Origin of the sequence: Streptomyces flavochromogenes, from assembly GCF_000717595.1 — a bacterium.
GTDB lineage: Bacteria > Actinomycetota > Actinomycetes > Streptomycetales > Streptomycetaceae > Streptomyces > Streptomyces flavochromogenes.
The window spans coordinates 23967-42655 of the sequence record NZ_JNZO01000005.1; the positions used below are offsets into that span (position 1 = coordinate 23967).

General features: G+C 73.1%; 20 protein-coding genes. 10 read left to right on the plus strand and 10 right to left on the minus strand.

Going from position 1 to position 18689, the window contains the following annotated elements; all coding sequences use genetic code 11:
- Positions 1–81: 81 nt before the first annotated feature.
- The 3 genes from IF00_RS0106500 to IF00_RS0106510 all read right to left on the minus strand — a co-directional run bounded on the left by IF00_RS0106500 (position 82) and on the right by IF00_RS0106510 (position 3545).
- Positions 82–891, minus strand: coding sequence for a polysaccharide deacetylase family protein (locus IF00_RS0106500; protein WP_030315206.1), 810 nt, complete (start codon positions 889–891; stop codon positions 82–84).
- Entirely contained in the window at positions 888–2255 is a 1368-nt protein-coding gene (locus tag IF00_RS0106505) for a glycosyltransferase family 2 protein (protein WP_051819925.1), read from the minus strand. Before IF00_RS0106505 ends, IF00_RS0106500 begins: the two co-directional genes overlap by 4 nt.
- A gap of 207 nt (positions 2256–2462) precedes the next feature.
- Positions 2463–3545 (minus strand): GNAT family N-acetyltransferase, encoded by a 1083-nt coding sequence (locus IF00_RS0106510; protein ID WP_030315210.1) that lies wholly within the window; start codon positions 3543–3545, stop codon positions 2463–2465.
- 124 nt (positions 3546–3669) lie between these two features.
- Between IF00_RS0106510 and IF00_RS0106515 the strand changes: the two genes are divergently transcribed.
- From IF00_RS0106515 to IF00_RS0106530, 4 genes are all read left to right on the plus strand, one after another.
- Positions 3670–4365 carry a phosphotransferase gene (locus IF00_RS0106515; protein WP_051819926.1) on the plus strand — a complete coding sequence of 232 codons (696 nt, stop codon included), beginning with the start codon at positions 3670–3672 and terminating at the stop codon, positions 4363–4365.
- A gap of 164 nt (positions 4366–4529) precedes the next feature.
- Complete coding sequence (locus IF00_RS0106520) at positions 4530–4901, plus strand: hypothetical protein (RefSeq protein WP_030315219.1); 372 nt, start codon at positions 4530–4532, stop codon at positions 4899–4901.
- 9 nt (positions 4902–4910) lie between these two features.
- Complete coding sequence (locus IF00_RS47590) at positions 4911–5036, plus strand: hypothetical protein (RefSeq protein ID WP_280922605.1); 126 nt, start codon at positions 4911–4913, stop codon at positions 5034–5036.
- Entirely contained in the window at positions 5033–5383 is a 351-nt protein-coding gene (locus IF00_RS0106530) for a VOC family protein (protein WP_030315221.1), read from the plus strand. Before IF00_RS47590 ends, IF00_RS0106530 begins: the two co-directional genes overlap by 4 nt.
- A 27-nt stretch (positions 5384–5410) precedes the next feature.
- Here IF00_RS0106530 and IF00_RS46790 read toward each other — a convergent pair whose 3' ends face one another.
- From IF00_RS46790 to hutU, 5 genes are all read right to left on the minus strand, one after another.
- Positions 5411–6124, minus strand: coding sequence for a hypothetical protein (locus tag IF00_RS46790; protein ID WP_245234448.1), 714 nt, complete (start codon positions 6122–6124; stop codon positions 5411–5413).
- A gap of 68 nt (positions 6125–6192) precedes the next feature.
- Complete coding sequence (gene hutI / locus IF00_RS0106540; RefSeq protein WP_051819928.1) at positions 6193–7440, minus strand: imidazolonepropionase; 1248 nt, start codon at positions 7438–7440, stop codon at positions 6193–6195.
- A gap of 26 nt (positions 7441–7466) precedes the next feature.
- Positions 7467–8807: a formimidoylglutamate deiminase gene (locus tag IF00_RS0106545; protein ID WP_030315227.1), complete on the minus strand. Its 1341-nt coding sequence runs from the start codon at positions 8805–8807 to the stop codon at positions 7467–7469.
- A complete protein-coding gene (locus IF00_RS0106550; RefSeq protein ID WP_209439738.1) occupies positions 8798–9994 on the minus strand; it encodes an allantoate amidohydrolase in 1197 nt (398 codons plus the stop codon). The genes IF00_RS0106545 and IF00_RS0106550 overlap by 10 nt, the downstream gene beginning before the upstream one ends.
- Before the next feature lie 17 nt (positions 9995–10011).
- Positions 10012–11676 (minus strand): urocanate hydratase, encoded by a 1665-nt coding sequence (gene hutU, locus IF00_RS0106555; RefSeq protein ID WP_030315231.1) that lies wholly within the window; start codon positions 11674–11676, stop codon positions 10012–10014.
- A 103-nt stretch (positions 11677–11779) separates the two neighbouring features.
- Between hutU and IF00_RS0106560 the strand changes: the two genes are divergently transcribed.
- The 6 genes from IF00_RS0106560 to IF00_RS0106585 all read left to right on the plus strand — a co-directional run bounded on the left by IF00_RS0106560 (position 11780) and on the right by IF00_RS0106585 (position 15876).
- Complete coding sequence (locus IF00_RS0106560) at positions 11780–13120, plus strand: type III PLP-dependent enzyme domain-containing protein (RefSeq protein WP_030315233.1); 1341 nt, start codon at positions 11780–11782, stop codon at positions 13118–13120.
- Positions 13121–13152: 32 nt separating this feature from the next.
- Positions 13153–13638, plus strand: a complete 486-nt coding sequence (locus IF00_RS0106565) for an SRPBCC family protein (RefSeq protein ID WP_030315236.1) — start codon at positions 13153–13155, stop codon at positions 13636–13638.
- A 152-nt stretch (positions 13639–13790) separates the two neighbouring features.
- Positions 13791–14183, plus strand: a complete 393-nt coding sequence (locus IF00_RS0106570) for a roadblock/LC7 domain-containing protein (RefSeq protein WP_030315238.1) — start codon at positions 13791–13793, stop codon at positions 14181–14183.
- Positions 14180–14974 carry a hypothetical protein gene (locus IF00_RS0106575; RefSeq protein ID WP_030315241.1) on the plus strand — a complete coding sequence of 265 codons (795 nt, stop codon included), beginning with the start codon at positions 14180–14182 and terminating at the stop codon, positions 14972–14974. The genes IF00_RS0106570 and IF00_RS0106575 overlap by 4 nt, the downstream gene beginning before the upstream one ends.
- Positions 14975–15015: 41 nt before the next feature.
- On the plus strand, positions 15016–15408 hold the full coding sequence (locus tag IF00_RS0106580) for a roadblock/LC7 domain-containing protein (RefSeq protein ID WP_030315243.1): 393 nt from the start codon (positions 15016–15018) through the stop codon (positions 15406–15408).
- A gap of 96 nt (positions 15409–15504) precedes the next feature.
- Complete coding sequence (locus tag IF00_RS0106585) at positions 15505–15876, plus strand: hypothetical protein (RefSeq protein WP_030315245.1); 372 nt, start codon at positions 15505–15507, stop codon at positions 15874–15876.
- A 22-nt stretch (positions 15877–15898) separates the two neighbouring features.
- Here the strand turns inward: IF00_RS0106585 and IF00_RS0106590 are convergent, their stop codons facing one another.
- Both IF00_RS0106590 and IF00_RS0106595 read right to left on the minus strand, forming a co-directional pair.
- Entirely contained in the window at positions 15899–16744 is an 846-nt protein-coding gene (locus IF00_RS0106590; protein WP_030315246.1) for a MurR/RpiR family transcriptional regulator, read from the minus strand.
- Positions 16745–17205: 461 nt separating this feature from the next.
- A complete protein-coding gene (locus IF00_RS0106595; protein WP_030315247.1) occupies positions 17206–18597 on the minus strand; it encodes a cystathionine beta-synthase in 1392 nt (463 codons plus the stop codon).
- Between the last annotated feature and the right edge of the window lie 92 nt (positions 18598–18689).

Sequence of the window (18689 nt, forward strand, 5' to 3'; positions counted from 1 at the left end):
CAGGAAAGTACTTCGGTTTTGTTCGGGCTTTCAACTGCCGGACCGATCGCCGGAGTTGTCGATCTTCGGACACACCGGCACTCAACCGGCGAACTCGGGCCCCTTCATCAGGGCACGGGCTCTGCGGTACATCCGCCAGCCGACCGTGGGCAGCGAGTCGGGGTACGGTGCGGCCTTCGCGCCGCGGCCCTCCATCCACTGCTCGACGTCGGCGACGGTGTGACCGCGGCGCAGGATCAGCCGGGCGATGCGGTAGATCTCGTCGTTCCCGGAGCTGAGGGCGTGCCGGACGGCGACGGCCGAGGTGTACCCGGCGGCCGCGGCGGCCCGCCGTACGGCCGGGCTGTTGTAGCCGTGCGGGTAGGCGAGATGGCGGACCTCGTGCCCGAGGACGTCCTCCAGCACCGCTTTGGACTCGCGCAGTTCCCTGCGGAGCGCGGCCGGCGCGAGGGTGTCGAGCTGCGGGTGGGTGGCGGTGTGCGCGCCGACCTCCATCCCGTACTGCTCCAGGAGCGGAGCCTGGGCGAGGGTCATCATCGGCGCGGGCGGCAGCAGACAGGGCCGGCCGCGGGTGATGGCCCCGGTGGTGAGGTAGGCGGTGGACGGCAGGCCGCGGGCGGCGAGGGCCTCGGCGGTCGGCCCCACCAGGTCGGCGAAGCCGTCGTCGAAGGTGAGGACGACCGGCCGGGGCGGCAGCGGGGCGCCGGTGGCGAAGTACGCGGCGAGGGTGCCGACGGTGACGGCGGTACGGCCGCTGGCGACGATCGCGTCGAGCTGGGCGGCGAACTCCTTGGGCGAGACGGTGAACTCGGCGATCCAGTCCGGGGGGTCCTCCATCACGGCGTGGTAGAGGAGGACGGGTATGCGGGAGCGCGCCGCGGTGCCGGTCATCGGGCCACCGCCGCACCACCGCGCGGTGCCTGCGCGCCGGCCCCTGCGCGAGCCGTGGCGCGGGCCTGCGTACGGGCCCGTGTGCGGGCCTTGGCGTATCCGATCGGGCCGTAGAGCATGCCGCGCCGCTCCAGCCGGGAGAGCGAGGCGGGCCAGGGGTGGTGCTGGGTCCCGTGCTCACCGGGAACGCCGCCCTCGGGGGTCTTCTCCCCCCGCTGGGCGGTCATGGTCCGGGCGTACGCGAGGCCGCGCGGCAGCCGGGCGAGCAGGGCGGGCAGCAGGCGGGGGCTGCGTACCAGGGTGGCGGTGAGGTACGCGGTGAGCCCGGCGCCGTAGCCGTACGCCTGATTCCGGAGGTCCTGCCAGGTGTCGCGGTGGTGGTGCCAGACGAGGGCCTCGGAGGTGTAGCGGAGGCGGAAGCCGGCGGAGAGGACGGCGACGAAGGCGTACAGGTCGTCGCCGCCGCGGGCGGCGGTCCCCGTGCCGGTCGCCGGGTCGAAGCCGCCGGCCCGGCGGAGCGCTTCGGCGCGGAAGGCCATGTTGGCGCCGGAGCCGAAGCTGCCGGCGGTGAAGGGGAAGAGCGGCTCGTCGGCGGGCGGGTGCGCCGGGTCGTAGAGACGGGGCGCGAAGCCCTTGGCGAAGCCGCCGTGCGATTCGAGGAGGATCTGGGCGGGGGTGCCGAGGCGGGCGGGCAGGATCAGTCCGGTGACACAGCCGAGTCCGGGATCGGCGGCGAAGGGCGCGGTGAGGGCGCTCAGCCAGCGTGGGTCGGCGATCACGTCGTCGTCGGTGAAGGCGAGGACGGCCCCCTCGGCGGCGGCGAGGCCGGTGTTGTGGGCGGTGGCGAGGCCGGGCGTGTCCTCGCGCACGTAGCGGACGCGGTCGGCGTGCTCGGCGTACTTCCGGGTGACGAGCTCGTGGGTGTCGGTGGTGCGGGGCGCGTTGTCGACGACGATCAGCTCGAAGTCCGGGTGGTCCTGGGCGAGCAGCGAGTCGAGGGCGCGGGCGAGGGACGCGGGGCGCTCGCGGGTGGCGACGACGACGGAGGTGCGCGGCGGGGTGGACACGTCGAGAGCGAGGGGCCGCGTGGCGGCGAGGTGTTCGGCGTCGGTTCCGGGCCCGCCCGCCTCGGCGAGCCGTCGCCGGGCGAGGGCGGCGAGCACCTCGGCGGGGTCCTCACCGGCGGGGACGGTCCCGACGACGGTGGCGGCGGGTCGGCCCCGGAGCCGTACGAGCGCGTAGACGTCACCGGGCACGACGGCCGGCGCGCCGGGCGCGGGCCGGAAGTCGAGGAGGGGCCCGTCGGGCGCGTCGAGATCGAGCTCGGCGACGGAGAGGGGCCGGGGGGCGGGGGTGCTGCTCATCGGGGGTCTCCCCAGAGACGTACGGAGGCGGGTGCGACGGGTGCGACGGGTGGGGTGGATGGGGCGCGTTCGGCGAATGGGACGGGCACGGCGGGCGTCCGCCCGGCGCACGCGGACGCGCACACGGGAACGGACGCAGGCACCGGCACAGGCACGGATGCGTACACGGGCACGGGCACGGACGCGATCGGCGGCACCGTGGTGGGGCTAACGGTGGCCCCGCAGGCGCGCGAGACCGTTGAGGACGGCGCGCCCTCGGGCGGCGAGCGCCGGCCGGGTGCGGACGAACCGGTGTACGCGCAGCGGGGGTTCCCGGCGCAGCCAGTGCACCGCGCCCAGCACACCCGGCCGGACGACGGCACCCTCGTGCACCGTCAACTCCCCCGTCTTCAGAGCGTCCTTGTACTCGGCGGCGCCGCGCCCCAGATCCAGCATCCCGATTCCGGCGGCGGCCGCGGCCTCCGCCATCCGCAGATGGAGGACGAGCCCCGGCGAGTACTTCGCGAACTCGGTGTCGTACGCCGGGAACCAGCAGGACAGCACGGTCCGGGACCGCAGCCCGAAGTGGGCGGCGATCGGGCGCTCCCCCACGTACAGCACGGACAGGACGCCGGAACAGCCGGGCGTACGGAGCGTGTGGAGACGGCGGACGAGCGCGCTGATCCACTCCTGGGCGAAGCGGTCGCCGCGGCCGGTCCTGCGGTACTGGGCGGACTTCCACGCCATGAGGGTGCGCAGGGCGGCCGGATCGCGTTCGTCGAAGACGAAACGCACCTCGCCGTCCGCCTGGCGGCCGAGCTTGCGCTCCTTGGCGAGGGTGGTCCTGAGGAACTTGGGCGACTGGACGCGGAGCAGGGCCTCGTAGGCCGCGTACCCCTCGCCGACGTCGATCACGGGCGAGGCGAAGGACTCGGTGGCGGCGCCCTCGAAGACCGGCTGCCCGTCCTCCAGGTTGTCGAACTGCCAGACGGCGAGACCGCAGGCGCGCAGCAACGCCCGTGCGCCCGGCCGCAGTCCGGAACGCAGGACTGCTCCCTGGCTGTCGGAGACCCCGAAGCCGATGGCACGGCCCCCGCCGAACAGGCCCTTCTCGTACGGGAAGAAGCCGACCGGCTCGCCGTCCTCCCACCAGACGGCGACCCGCGAGCGCGGGCGGACCTCGGCGACCGCGCGGGTGAACTCCGGTTCCATGAAGGGATTCGCTGGCCCGTCGGCTTTGGCGCGCAACTCCCGCCACACCTCGACCTCGCGCTCGCGCAGCTCCCCCGGCCGCACGACGCGCACGCTCACAGCACCCACTTGCCGACCCCCCGGTCTACCCCCTGAGCACTACCAGGACAGGACGGTACCGGTCCGTGGTCACCCGTGACAGGGATACTGGGCCTTTCCGTGACCAACCCGTGAAGGAGGGGACATGACGGGGATCCGTGGTGATCAAGAGGCTCGCGGGGTGGACGAGTGGGAGATCATCGGGTGGGGCAGGGCCGCGGACGTGTACGCGCTGCCGGGGGACGGCGCGTGGGTGCTGCGGCGCAACCGGAACGGTGGTGACACGGCCCGGGAGGCCGCGGTCATGGCGCGCCTGGCACGCCGGGGATACCCGGTCCCGGCGGTGCTGCGCGCGGAGGGCCCCGATCTGGTGATGGAGCGCCTCGCGGGGCCGTCGCTCCTGGACGCCCTGCTGGCCGGCACGTACGAACCGGAACCGGCGGGCGCACTGATCGCGGAGCTCCTGGCGAGGCTGCACGCGCTGCCGGGGACGCCGCCCGCGCATCTGGACCTGCACCCCGGCAACGTCCTCCTGACGGCCGACCGGGGGCCCGTCGTCATCGACTGGGAGACGGCCGAGGAGGGCCACCCGCCGGGCCTCGACCACGCGATGTCGGCGCTGCTCCTCGCGGAGGTGGCGGCCTCCCCGGCGCCGTACGCCCCGGGCGCCCGGGCGGGCCTGGCCGCGCTCCTGTCGGCCGCCAAGGCCCCGGTCCTTCCGCACATCGGCGCGGCACGGGTCCGTCGCGCGGCGGACCCGTGCCTCACGGAGGGGGAGGTGGCGGCGCTGGGCGCGGCGTCGGAACTGGTGACGGAGCTGGCGGCGTCCCGGGCCGCCTGAACGGCGGGGCGTGACGACCACGGGCCGCACGCGTGCCCGGCCCACCGGTCGGCACCCCGCCGCCCGGCGCACCCACCGGAATCCGGTGGCCCGCCGACCGGCCCGTCGGTACCGTCGAGCCCCACCGACCGCGGCCGCGGCCGCCCCGCCTGGAGAGTGAACCCGTGACCGCCGCCCACCGCCCGACGACGACCCTGTGGCGCCCCACCGGCCCGGCCGAGCTGGACCTCGTGCGGGAGCTGGACTGGCGGGCCTGGCCGCCGCGGCTGCCCGAGCAGCCGATCTTCTACCCGGTCCTCAACGAGGAGTACGCGGTGATGATCGCGCGTGACTGGAACGTCGGGCACGACGGCGCCGGCTTCGTCACGCGCTTCGAGGTCGACACGGAGTTCCTGCGCAGGTACCCGGTCCGGCAGGCGGGCGGCCGGACGATCCTGGAACTGTGGGTGCCGGCCGAGGAGCTCGACGAGTTCAACGCGCACATCGTGGGTGTGATCGAGCTGGTTCACGAGTTCCGTCAGGCCCCCGCTCGCTAGGGTGCGGCCATGGGAGAACTGCTGACCGCCGTCCGTGAGCGCGAGGAAGCCGCCCGGCCCCTCGCCCGGCCCCTCGACTTCGGCGTCGAGAACGAGCCCCGCGAGCCGCTCCTGCCGTCGGGGAGCGCCCGATGACGATCCGCCGCGTGGTTCCCGACCTCCACACCGCCTCCCCCGAGGAGAACCGTGACTTCTACGGGCTGCTCGGGTTCGAGGCGGTCATGGACCACGGCTGGATCACCACCCTCGCCTCCCCGTCGGCCCCCACGGCTCAGATCAGCCTGATGACCCACGACCCGACCGCCCCGGTCACCCCGGACCTGAGCGTGGAGGTCGACGACGTGGACACGGCGTACGCGACGCTGCGTGCGGCGGGCGCCGAGATCGTCCACCCCCTGACCGACGAACCCTGGGGCGTGCGCCGCTTCTTCACCCGTGACCCGGACGGCCGGGTGATCAACGTCCTGAGCCACCGGTCCTAGGGGCTGAGCGCCGCGCCACGGCCGCGCTCAGCCGCGGCGCTTCACGTCCGTGCAGTACACCGCCGGATGGACGCCGTACGGGTCGAAGGTCGTGCGCGTTCCGTCGTAGGTGCCGTCGAGGCACAGCTCGCCGCCCCGGAGGTCGAGGGTGAACCGGACCCTCCCCCCGGCTTCCTCGGGGCCGTGGAGGCGGTAGGGGAGGTTGTAGCCGATCTCGGCGAGGGCCTTCTCGACGTGGGCGGCGGTCGGGTCACCGGACCCGTCCAGGGCCTTCGCTATCCGGCTGCCGTGACGAAGCGCCGCACACTTCTCGGTGTCGCCCAACTCGACCTCCTGACGCACGCGTTCGAAGTTCCAGGAGGTATCGCCGAGCGGGGGCAGGTCCTCGACGGGAACGGGGACTCCCGAGTCGCCGGGGCGGGGCGGCGGTTGCATGCTCGGGGATCCGGCGGGGAGGCCCTTGGAGCTCCCCTCGCAGGGCGCGGCGACCTCGGTCACGAGTCTCATGAACGCGAGCGCGTCCCTGTGTTCCTCGACGGTGAGGCCGGGGTCGTCCATGGGGTCGGGCCTCGCGGCCGTGGGCGTGGGCGAAGCGGTCGGCGTCGCGGCCATGGCGGCTCCCGCCGCCGCCTCCCTCGCCCCCTCCGTGCCGCAGGCCGTGAGCGCCAGGGCGCACAGCGCCGCCGCGAGCACGCCGCCGACTCGCCTGGTCTTTCCGGTGGTTGAGCGCTCTGAAGTCATGCCCTCAGTCTGTGCGCGGCGTCCGGGCCGCACCTGAGTACCGCTACTCAACCGCCGCGCCCGCGTGCTCAGGCCACCCGTACGCCCGCCCGCCAGACCTCCGTGACCAGCGGGACGCCCGGGCGGTACGCCAGGTGCACGTGGGACGGAGCGTCGAGGAGCGTGAGGTCCGCGCGCGTGCCGGGCGTCAGCCGGCCGACGTCCGTGCGGCGCAGGGCCGCCGCGCCGCCCGCCGTGGCCGACCAGACCGCCTCGTCCGGGGTCATGCCCATGTCCCTTACCGCGAGGGCGATGCAGAAGGGGACCGAGGAGGTGAAGGACGAGCCCGGGTTGCAGTCCGTGGACAGGGCGACCGTCACGCCCGCGTCCAGGAGGCGGCGGGCGTCCGGCCACTGGGCGCGGGTGGAGAACTCCGCTCCCGGGAGGAGGGTCGCGACCGTCGATCCGTTCGCCAGCGCGTCCACGTCGGCGTCCGTGAGGTGCGTGCAGTGGTCCGCGCTCGCGGCGTCCAGCTCCACCGCGAGCTGGACCCCGGGGCCGTACGTGAGCTGGTTCGCGTGCACCCGGGGGTGCAGGCCCTTCGCCTTGCCGGCGGTCAGGATCGCACGCGCCTGGTCGCCGTCGAAGGCGCCCTTCTCGCAGAAGACGTCCACCCAACGGGCGTAGGGGGCACACGCGTCCAGCATCTCGCCCGTCACGAGGTCCACGTACGCGGCCGGGTCGTCGGCGTAGTCCGGGGAGACGATGTGCGCACCGAGGTACGTGACCTCGTCGGTGTGCTCGGCCGCGATGCGCAGCGCACGCGCCTCGTCCTCGACTGTGAGGCCGTAGCCGGACTTCGTCTCGAAGGTCGTCGTGCCCTGGCGGAGGGCCTCGCGGAGGTAGCGGGCGACGTTCGCCGAGAGCTCGGCGTCGGTCGCCGCGCGGGTCGCCGCGACCGTGGTGCGGATGCCGCCGGCCTTGTAGGGCTGGCCGGACATGCGGGCGTTGAACTCGGCGGTGCGGTCGCCCGCGAAGACGAGGTGCGAGTGGGAGTCCACGAAGCCGGGGATCACCGCCCGTCCACCGGCGTCGACCCGGTTGTCAGTGGCCGGTGCTTTGCTGGATTCACCGACCCAGACGACGCGGTCGCCGTCGATGACGACGGCCGCGTCCTGGATCAGGCCCAGGGCACTTCCATCACCGAGGGAGGGATCGTTCGTGACGAGGCTGGCGATGTTGACGATGGCGGTGGCGGCCTTCGCCACGGCGCTGTTCGCGCTCGTGGGGGCGGAGCTCGCCACCGGGTTGTTCGTCGCCGCGGGGCCCGTGTTCATGGTGAGAGGTGTCTCCTTCAGGCGCTTCAGCCGCGCAGTGCGGCGATCGAGTCCGCGAGGGCACGGGGCACGTCCGGCACGGTCTGGTGGACCCCGTCCCGTACGACGTGACGCCCGCCCACGACCGTGTGCCGGACGTCCGCTGCCGACGCTGCGAATACCGCCGTCTCGGCTGCCAGACGCGGTACCGGTCCCGCTGTCCTGACCGAGTCCAGCGCGATCGTGGTGAAGTCGGCGAGGGCGCCGGCCTCCAGGGTGCCCGCGTCCGGCAGGCCGAGGGCCGCGTGGCCGTCCGCCGTGGCCGCGCGGAGGAGCGCCGCCGCCGTCCAGTGACCGCGGGTGCGGGTGCGGAGGCGTTCGTTCAGTTCCATCGCGCGCGCCTCCTCCAGGAGGTCGATCACCGCGTGGCTGTCGCTGCCCAGGGACAGCGGGGAGCCGGCCCGCTGGAGGGCGACGGCCGGGCCGATGCCGTCGGCCAGGTCACGTTCCGTCGTGGGGCACATGCACGTGCCGGTGGACGTCGAGCCGATCAGGGCGATGTCGGCGTCCGTCATGTGGGTGTTGTGGACGCCCGTCGTCCGGGCTCCGAGCACTCCGTGGTCGGCGAGGAGCTGGGTGGGCGTGCGCCCGTGGGCCGCCAGACAGGCGTCGTTCTCCGCGGTCTGCTCCGAGAGGTGGACGTGGAGGGGGGCCTGCCGGTCCTGGGCCCAGCGGGCCACCGTCGACAGCTGGTCCGCCGGGACCGCGCGCACCGAGTGGATCGCCGCCCCGATCCGTACGCCGTCGCGTTCCTTCAGGCCGCTCACCCGCTCGGCCCAGGCCTCGGCCGTGCCGTCGGAGAAGCGCAGCTGGTGGGGGTCGGGTGCGGCGCCGAAGCCGGCGGAGAGGTACGCCGTGTCGAGGAGGGTGATGCGGATGCCCGCCTCGCCGGCGGCGGCGATCAGGGCCTCGCCCATGGCGTTGGGGTCGGCGTACGGGGTGCCGCCGGGCGCGTGGTGGAGGTAGTGGAACTCGCCGACGGCCGTGATGCCCGCCAGCGCCATCTCCGCGTACACGGCGCGGGCGAGGGTGAAGTAGCTGTCGGGGGTGAGCCGCTGGGCCACGTTGTACATGACCTCGCGCCAGGTCCAGAACGTGCCGGAGCCGACCTGGACCGTGCCGCGCAGGGCACGGTGGAAGGCGTGCGAGTGGGCGTTGGCCAGGCCCGGGATGGTCAGGCCGCGCAGGACGACGGCACCGGGCGGCGGGGCGTCCGCCCCCGTGCGGACGGCCGCGATCCGGCCGTCGGAGTCCACGTCCAGGGCCACGCCCGGCTCGACGTTCGTGTCGAGCCAGGCGTGCTCCAGCCAGTACGTCGTCAGCGGCACGCCAGCTCCTCCAGTACGTCGGCGAGTGCGAGGACCCCGGCCACGCAGTCGTCCTCGGCCGCGAACTCGGCCGGGGAGTGCGAGACGCCGGTGGGGTTCCGTACGAACAGCATGGCGGTCGGAATCGATTCGGAGAGGATTCCCGCGTCGTGTCCGGCACCGGTACCGAGGACCGGGACCTTTCCGGAGTCGCCCAGGATCCGGGACAGCTCGTCGCGCAGGGCGTGCGAGAAGTCCACGACCGGGGTGAAGGACTCCCGGACGACCGTGAGGTCGATGCCGTGCCGCCGGGCGTAGTCGCGAGCCGCCGTCTCGACGCCCGCCACGACCGTGTCGAGCGAGTCCTGGTCGGCGGCGCGGGCGTCGAGCCAGCCGCGGACCATGGACGGGATGGCGTTGACGCCGTTCGGCTCGACCGCGATCTTGCCGAAGGTGGCGACGGCGCCCGCGAGCTCCGCCTCGCGGCGGGCGGCGAGGACCGTCTCCGCGTAGGTGAGCATCGGGTCGCGGCGGTCGACGAGGCGGGTGGTGCCCGCGTGGTTGGCCTCGCCCGCGAAGTCGTACCGCCAGCGGCCGTGCGGCCAGATGGAGGAGGCGATGCCGACGGAGTCCCCGGACAGGTCGAGGGCGCGGCCCTGCTCGACGTGGAGTTCGACGAACGCACCGATACGGGCGAGCCGTTCGGGGTCGGGGCCGATGGTCGAGGGGTCGTACCCGGCCGCCTCCATGGCCTGCGGGAGGCTGATGCCGGAGGCGTCGCGGAGCTCGTACGCCTGCTCCTTCGTCAGCCGGCCGGCGGTGAGGCGGGAGCCGACGCAGGCGAGGCCGAAGCGGGCGCCCTCCTCGTCGCCGAAGTTGGTGATGGCGAGCGGGCGCTTGAACGAGACGCCGCGCGAGCGGAGTTCGTCGAGGGCGGCGAAGGCGGAGACGACGCCGAGGGGCCCGTCGAAGGCGCCGCCGTCCGGGACGGAGTCCAGGTGGGAGCCGGTGACGACGGCGTCCCCTGCCGTGGGGTCGCCGAGCCAGGCCCACTGGTTGCCGTTGCGGTCGGTCTCGACGTCCATGCGGCGGGCCTCTGCCTGCATGCGGAACCAGAGGCGGCAGTCGGCGTCGGCCTCGGTCCAGGCGTAGCGCCGGTAGCCACCGGAGGCGGCGCTGCGGCCGAGGGGCCGCAGCGACCGCCACATGGCGTCGAAGCTCGCGCTCACGCGTCGTCGCCCTCGCGCATCGGGACGCGGACGCCGCGCTCGTCGGCGACCCGCTCCGCGATGTCGTAGCCCGCGTCGACGTGACGGATGACGCCCATGCCGGGGTCGTTCGTCAGGACGCGGCGGATCTTCTCGCCCGCGAGCTTCGTGCCGTCGGCCACCGAGACCTGGCCGGCGTGGATCGAGCGGCCCATGCCGACGCCGCCGCCGTGGTGGATGGAGACCCAGGACGCGCCGGAGGCGACGTTCACCATCGCGTTGAGGAGCGGCCAGTCGGCGATGGCGTCGGAGCCGTCGAGCATGGCCTCGGTCTCGCGGTACGGGGAGGCCACCGAGCCGCAGTCGAGGTGGTCGCGGCCGATCGCGAGGGGCGCGGCGAGGGTGCCGTTGCCGACCATGTCGTTGAACATGTCGCCGGCCTTGTCGCGCTCGCCCTGGCCGAGCCAGCAGATGCGGGCGGGCAGGCCCTGGAAGTGGACGCGCTCGCCGGCCATCTTGATCCAGCGGTGCAGGGACTCGTTCTCCGGGAAGAGGTCGAGGATCGCCTTGTCCGTCTTGTGGATGTCCGAGGCCTCGCCGGACAGGGCCGCCCAGCGGAACGGGCCCTTGCCCTCGCAGAACAGCGGGCGGATGTAGGCCGGGACGAAGCCGGGGAAGGCGAACGCGCGGTCGTAGCCGGCCAGCTGGGCCTCGCCGCGGATCGAGTTGCCGTAGTCGAAGACCTCGGCGCCGGCGTCCATGAAGCCGACCATGGCCTCGACGTGCTTGGCCATCGACTCGCGGGCCCGCACCGTGAACCCGGCCGGGTCCTTCGCGGCGGCGTCGGCCATGTCGTCGAAGGCGACGCCGACCGGCAGGTAGGACAGCGGGTCGTGGGCGGAGGTCTGGTCCGTCACGATGTCGATCGGGGCGCCCTCGGCGAGCATCTGCGGGAGCAGCTCGGCGGCGTTGCCGAGGAGGCCGATGGAGAGCGGGCGGCGGGCGTCGCGGGCCTCGGTGGCCAGCTGGAGGGCGTGGGCGAGGTTGTCGGCCTTCACGTCCAGGTAGCGGTGCTCGATGCGGCGCTCGATGGCGCGCGGGTCGACGTCGATGCAGATCGCGACGCCGTCGTTCATCGTCACGGCGAGGGGCTGGGCGCCGCCCATGCCGCCGAGGCCGGCGGTGAGGGTGATCGTGCCGGCCAGGGTGCCGTTGAACTTCTTGGCGGCGACGGCGGCGAAGGTCTCGTACGTGCCCTGGAGGATGCCCTGGGTGCCGATGTAGATCCAGGACCCGGCGGTCATCTGGCCGTACATGGTGAGGCCGAGCTGCTCCAGGCGCCGGAACTCCTCCCAGTTGGCCCAGTCGCCGACCAGGTTGGAGTTGGCGATGAGGACGCGCGGGGCCCACTCGTGGGTCTGCATGACGCCGACGGGGCGGCCGGACTGGACGAGCATGGTCTCGTCCTGCTTCAGCGTCCGCAGGGTGCGGACCATGGCGTCGAAGGAGCGCCAGTCGCGGGCGGCCTTGCCGGTGCCGCCGTAGACGACGAGCTTGTCGGGGTGCTCGGCGACCTCGGGGTCGAGGTTGTTCTGGAGCATCCGGAGGGCGGCCTCCTGCTGCCATCCCAGGGCGCTCAGTTCCGTACCGCGCGGGGCCCGTACGGGGCGGGGTCCTGACATGGCGGTGCCTCCTCGAATGTCGTTTAGATATTCACATCCTGGCGGCTTGAATAGTTGTAGTCAACAGCTGCGGGGCCGCACGTCCCGGTGATGGGATGGACACATGGCCTCCTCCCGCCGCGATCTCGCCGTCCGAGCCTCCGTCGACCAAGGACTCCTCTCCCCCGCCGAACCGGTCGTCGCCCTCCTCGACACGGCCGGCATCCGCGCCTCCGCAGCCGCCCTGACCAGCGCGTTCGCCGCCGTCACCGACGCGCCCGTGCTGCACGCCTTCGCCGTCAAGGCCGCCCCGCTCGTCCCCGTGCTGCGCCTCCTGCACGAGGCCGGGCTCGGCGCCGAGGTCGCCAGCCCCGGCGAGCTGGCCCTCGCACGCGCCGCCGGAGTCCCGCCCACCGACACGGTGCTCGACTCCCCCGCCAAGACCCCCGCCGAGCTGCGCCAGGCCCTCGCGCTCGGCATCGCCGTCAACGCCGACAACCTCCAGGAACTGGACAGGCTCGACGCGCTCGTCGCCTCCGCCCCCACCGCCTCACCGCTCGGGATCCGGGTGAACCCGCAGGTCGGAGCCGGTTCCATCGGCGCACTCTCGACCGCGACCGCCACCTCCAAGTTCGGCGTGGCGCTCCGCGACGAGGGCGCCCGCAAGGCCGTCGTCCAGGCGTACCTGGAGCGGCCCTGGCTGACCCGGCTGCACACCCACACCGGCTCCCAGGGCGTCCCGCTCGCCCTGATGGCCGAAGGCGTCGGGGAGGCGTACGCGCTCGCCGAGGAGATCAACCGCACGGTCGGCCGGCAGCAGATCGACACCCTCGACATCGGTGGCGGCCTCCCGGTCAACTTCCACTCCGACGAGGAGACGCCGACGTACGCGGAGTACGCCCGGCTGCTCGCCGACACCGTCCCCGGACTCTTCGACGGCCGCTACGGCCTGGTCACCGAGTTCGGCCGGTCGCTGCTCGCCAAGCACGGCACGGTCCTCACCCGGGTGGAGTACACCAAGACCTCCGGCGGCCGCCCCATCGCCGTCACCCACGCGGGCGTACAGCTGGCCACCCGGACGGTCTACGCGCCGGACGCCTGGCCTCTGCGCGTCCTCGCCTACGACTCCGAGGGACGCCGCCGCACCGGGGAGGACACCGTCCAGGACGTGGCGGGCCCCGCCTGCTTCGCCGGGGACCTGCTCGCCACCGGCCGGGCACTGCCGCTGCTGCGCCAGGGCGACGTGGTGGCCGTCCCGGACACCGGCGCCTACTGCTTCGCCCACCACTACGCGTACAACAGCCTGCCCCGGCCGGGCATCCACGGCTTCACGGTGGCGGAGGACGGCGACGGGGGTGGGGGCGGCGACGGGGTGGTCACCTTCACGACCGTACGGAAGCCCCAGACGCTCGCGGAGATCGTCGCCGAGTCGGGCGGGGCGCACGCGGACGCCCTCGTCGGGTAGCGCGGGCCGTGCGCCGCGGTTTCGATGAAGCCATGACTGGAACGGGAACCGGCTCGAACACCACGACCGTCGTCGTCGAACGGCGGGTCGACGCCTCCCCCGGGCGGGTCTGGGAGTCGATCACCGACCTGCCGGACATGCCCCGCGTCCTCTCGGGCGTCGAGCGGGTCGAGGTGCTCACCGAAGGCGGCTTCGCCGTGGGCACCCGCTGGCGCGAGACCCGGCGGATGCTGGGCAAGGAGGCCACCGAGGAGATGCTGGTGACGGAGTGCGAGCCGCCCGACCGGTACGTCACGGTCGCCGACTCGCACGGCATGCACTACGTCTCCGAGATCGCCCTCACGCCCGACGGGGCGGGGGCGACCACCCTGCGGATGACGTTCTCCGCCCGGCCCTCCCACGGTCGCCGGCAGGGTTTCCTGGGGCGGCTGATCGCCCGCTTCGGCGCTAAGGCGGTCGCCAGGGCGCTCACGAAGGACCTGTCCGAGATCGCGAGCGCGGTGGAATCCAGGACCTGACAGGCGACCTGACACACAATCCCGGGCTGATTGCGGTCGGGTACTGGCATGTTCCGATGGAAAATGCCAGAACCCCTCCCCCGGAGCGCTGCGTTCAGTAACGTCACCGTCACTGCCGCACGTTCGCACGCCGCATCGGGAGGGGAATCCGCGTGCCCGGAATCGACGAGTGCCTTATCGAGGCCATGGCCCTACCGGGCGCTCGCGGGGCCTCCCTGGTCGACTGGACCAGCGGGCTCGCCCTCGGGACGGCGGGTGACTCACCGGTCGGCGACCATGAGACGACGGCCGCCGAGACCGCTGAACTCGCCCGCGCCGCCGCCGAGTTCGACTCGTTCGCGGCCGCCGGGGAGGACCCCGGCGACGAACCGCCCGTCGAGGACCTGATCGTCACCACCCGCGCCGGCTACCACGTCCTGCGCTTCGTCGAGACGTCCTTCGACAGCAGCGTCTTCCTCCACCTCTGGCTCGACCGCGACACCGGCAACCTCGCCCTCGCCCGGATGCGCCTCCGCGACCTCGCCGAACGGCTGGTCCTGGGATGAGCGGGGCCACAGCGACCGCGGTCGCCACCCCCGTCTCCCCGATGCTGGTCCGGCTCGCCGCCGAGAAGGCCACCGGTGCCCTGCTCCGCGACCACGGCACCCTCTACCTCGTCGACGGCCGCGTCGTGCACGCCGAGAGCCCCGCAGCCCCCGGCGTCGACGTCCTCCTCACCACCGGCGGACGGCTGCCCCGCGAGGGCTGGGACGAGGCCGTCGACCGGGCCGGTGCCCACCGCGCCGTCGGCCGCTTCCTCGTCGACAGCGGCCGGCTCCACGACGGCGAGCTGGAGATCTGCCACCTCGGCGCCGTCTTCGACGCGGCCTTCTTCGCCCTCTCCCCCACCAGCGGACCGACCCGCTTCCGGTACGGGGTCGGGCACTGGTTCGGTACGGTGCGGCCGGTGTCGGCCGAGGCCGTGGAGCGCGAGACGGTACGCCGCCGTGAACTCCTCGACGCCGTCTGGCCGTACGCCACCGTGGACAGCTCCCCCGTCGTGCCGCGCCGCGCCGCCCCGGGACAGACCGTGGGGGCGCGCCAGCGGGCCCTGCTCGCCGCCGCGGACGGGCAGCGGACCCCGGCGGAGCTGGCGCTGGTACTCGGCCGCCCCGCCTTCCACACCCTCCTCGACGTCCGACGGCTCGCGGCCGCCGGGCTCGTCGAGACGCCGCTCGACCCCATCCCCGCACCGCTGCCACCGCCCTTGCCTGCCCTGTTACCGGCCCTGCCGGTGGCCGATCCCGACATCGCCCTGCTGCGCCGGCTCCGTGACGCCCTGGAGGCACACCTGTGATGAGGCGTGCCCTGCGCCTGCGCGCCGAAAGGAAACAGCTCATGACGGCAGAAGCCGAGGTCCTCGGCGAGCTCAGACGGCTGCGGGCCCGGCTGCCCCAGCTGACCGGCGCACTCGCGGCCAGTGCCGACGGGCTCGTCCTGGCCCACGACACCGTGGACGGCGAGGCGGAGAGCGTGGCCGCGCTGACCGCGGCGGCGCTCGGCGTCGGCCAGCGGCTGACCGACAGCACCGGCCAGGGCCGGTTCCGGGAGCTGCTGGTACGCGGCGAGAACGGCTATGTGGCGACGTACGCGGCGGGCGGTTCCGCCGTCCTGACGCTGCTCGCCGAGCCCCGGATCAACGTCGGGCGACTCCATCTGGAGGCCCGCAGATCCAGCGTTCGGATAGGCGAACTCGTCGACGGAGCGCTGGAGCGCAGAGACCTGAACTGACGCACCGCACCACGCACAACGAGCACCGCAGAACGAGCACCACGCACAACGAGCACCACGTAGAAGACACGTACACGAGAAGGAAGTGCGACACCCATGGCGAACACCGAGACCTCCCTCAAGGAAGCTGCCTCCATCGAAGGCGCCATCGGCGCGGCCCTCGTCGACTACACGAGCGGCATGGCACTCGGCACGATCGGCGGCGGCAAGGAACTCGACCTCAACATGGCCGCGGCCGGCAACACCGACGTCGTCCGGGCCAAGGTCCGGACGATGGAGATGCTCGGCCTCGGCGACGAGATCGAGGACATCCTGATCACCCTCGGCCGGCAGTACCACTTGATCCGGCTGCTCAAGGGACAGGGCAAGAACGGCCTGTTCCTGTACCTCGCCCTGGACAAGGACCGGGCGAACCTGGCGATGGCCCGCCACCAGCTCAAGAAGATCGAGGCCGAGCTGGACGTCTGACCGGCCTGTGCGGGCGCGGGGCCTATTCGACGAACAGGCCCCGCGCCGCCGCCTTCGTGTCGAACTCCTCCAGGCGCGCCTGCGCGTCCGGGAGTTCGTCGGCCATGGCCTCCAGGAGGACCCGGCCGAGCATCATCGGCGCACACGCGGTGTCGAAGGCGAGCCCGGTGCCGACGGCGGCCGGGATGAGCAGGTCGCTGTGGGCGGCGACGGGCGCGAACGCCGACTCGGCGACGGTCACGACCGTGAGCCCGGCCGCACGCGCGTATTCCAGGGCCTCGACGACCTCCCGCGGGTGCCGGGGCAGCGCGAAGCACAGCAGGGCCGTGGCCCCGGCGCGCACGGCGGCGTCGACGCGGTCCGTGAGCATGGAGCCGGCCTCGTCGAGGAGCCGGACGTCCGGGTGCACCTTGGCGGCGAAGTAGGCGAAGCCACGCGCCTGCGAGGAGGCGGCCCGCAGGCCGAGCACGGGCAGCGGGCGGGAGCGGGCGAGCAGCCGGCCGGCCCGCTCGACGGGCGCGGGGTCGGCGAGGAGTCCGGCGAGGTGCTTGAGGTTCTCGATCTCGGCGAGGACGGCCTGCTGGTACTCGTTGAGCTCCTCGTCCTCCCTCTCGGCCGCACCGGGCTCGGGGGGCGCGACCTCGCGCAGATGGCGGCGGAGGGCCGGGTACCCGTCGAAGCCCAGGGCGACGGCGAAGCGGGTGACGGAGGGCTGGCTGACCCCGGCGAGCTCGGCGAGCTCGACGCTGGACAGGAAGGGCACGTCACCGGCGCGCCGCACCATGCAGTGCGCGATCCGCCGCTGTGTCGGTGTCAGCCGGTGCCCCTCGAAGAGCGCCTGCAGCCGACCGGCCGGGCTGTCGCTCATGCCGCCGCCCCCTCTCTCTCACCTATTCACCCATGAAGGGCCCTGCATAAGGATATGCAGGGCGTGCTCCGGAGAGAAGCACGAGAGGGAAGCCGGCCGGGAATCACGACGGGGAGTCCGGCGGGCGTCACGGCGGGCATCGCTGCGGTGACGCCCGCAGTGCGTCACGGCAGGCATCACGGCAGGGAACCCGGCGGGGCCGGAAGAAGTCGGCGCGGGGACCGCCGCACCCCCGAAACGGGGGGCGGGACGACGGCGGTCCCCGCGAGGACACGGGCCCGGGTCAGAACCGGCCTCCGCGTCCGCGGCGTCGTCAGGAGTCCGGGAGCCGCTCCGGAAGTCCGTGACGCCGACAACGACCACTGTGCCGGACGCGTGTTAAGCGGGTACTGCGCGCACGTGTCGCGCTCGTACCGATTGCGCGAACGCGCCCGCAGCACCCACCACGCCGGCCGGGGGAACTACTTCGCGCCGCCGTTGGCCAGGAAGGCCAGCAGGTCCTGGCGGCTGACGACGCCGGTCGGCTTGCCCTCGACCAGGACGATCGCCGCGTCGGCGGCCTCGCCGAGGACGGACATCAGGTCGGCGACCGGCTCGCCGGAACCGACCTGCGGCAGCGGCGCGCTCATGTGGCTCTCCAGCGGGTCCTCCAGGGAGGCGCGCTTGGTGAAGAGGGCGTCGAGCAGCTCGCGCTCGACGACCGAGCCGACGACCTCGGCGGCCATCACGTCGGGGTGGCCGGCACCGGGCTTCACGATGGGCATCTGGGAGACGCCGTACTCGCGGAGCACCTCGATGGCCTGGCCGACCGTCTCGTCCGGGTGCATGTGGACGAGGGAGGGCATGGTGCCGCCCTCCTTGTGGCGCAGGACGTCGGCGACGGTGGCCGTGGAGGTGTCCTCCAGGAAGCCGTGGCCGGCCATCCACTCGTCGCTGAAGATCTTCGACATGTAGCCGCGGCCGGAGTCCGGCAGCAGGACGACGACGACGTCGTCCGGGCCGAGCTCCTTGGCGACCTCCAGCGCGGCCACGACGGCCATGCCGCAGGAACCGCCGACGAGGAGGCCCTCCTCCTTGGCGAGGCGGCGGGTCATCTGGAACGAGTCCTTGTCGGACACGGCGACGATCCGGTCCGTGACGTTCCGGTCGTACGCGGTCGGCCAGAAGTCCTCGCCGACGCCCTCGACGAGGTACGGACGACCGGAGCCGCCCGAGTAGACCGAACCCTCCGGGTCGGCGCCGATGACCTGCACGGAGCCGCCGCTGACCTCCTTGAGGTAGTTGCCGGTGCCGGAGATGGTGCCGCCGGTGCCGACGCCCGCGACGAAGTGGGTGATCTTCCGGTCCGTCTGCTCCCAGAGCTCGGGGCCGGTGGTCTCGTAGTGGGAGCGCGGGTTGTTCGGGTTGGAGTACTGGTCGGGCTTCCAGGCACCGGGCGTCTCACGGACCAGACGGTCCGAGACGTTGTAGTACGAGTCCGGGTGCTCCGGGTCGACCGCGGTGGGGCAGACGACGACCTCGGCGCCGTACGCCCGCAGTACGTTGATCTTGTCGAGGGACACCTTGTCGGGGCAGACGAAGATGCACTTGTAGCCCTTCGTCTGCGCCACGATCGCCAGGCCGACGCCGGTGTTGCCGGACGTGGGCTCGACGATGGTTCCGCCGGGCTTGAGCTCACCGCTCTGCTCGGCCGCCTCGATCATCCGCAGGGCGATCCGGTCCTTGACCGAGCCTCCGGGGTTGAAGTACTCGACCTTGGCCAGAACGGTCGCCTGAATGCCCGCTGTGACGCTGTTGAGCTTCACCAGCGGGGTGTTGCCGACGAGGCTGATCATCGAGTCGTGGAATTGCACCGTAATCTCCGGGGTCTCCGTAATGGTGTGGCCAGCGTATGCGTAGTCGGAGCGGGTTACGGGGCAGTTAGACCCTGAACGGCTTGAAGGAG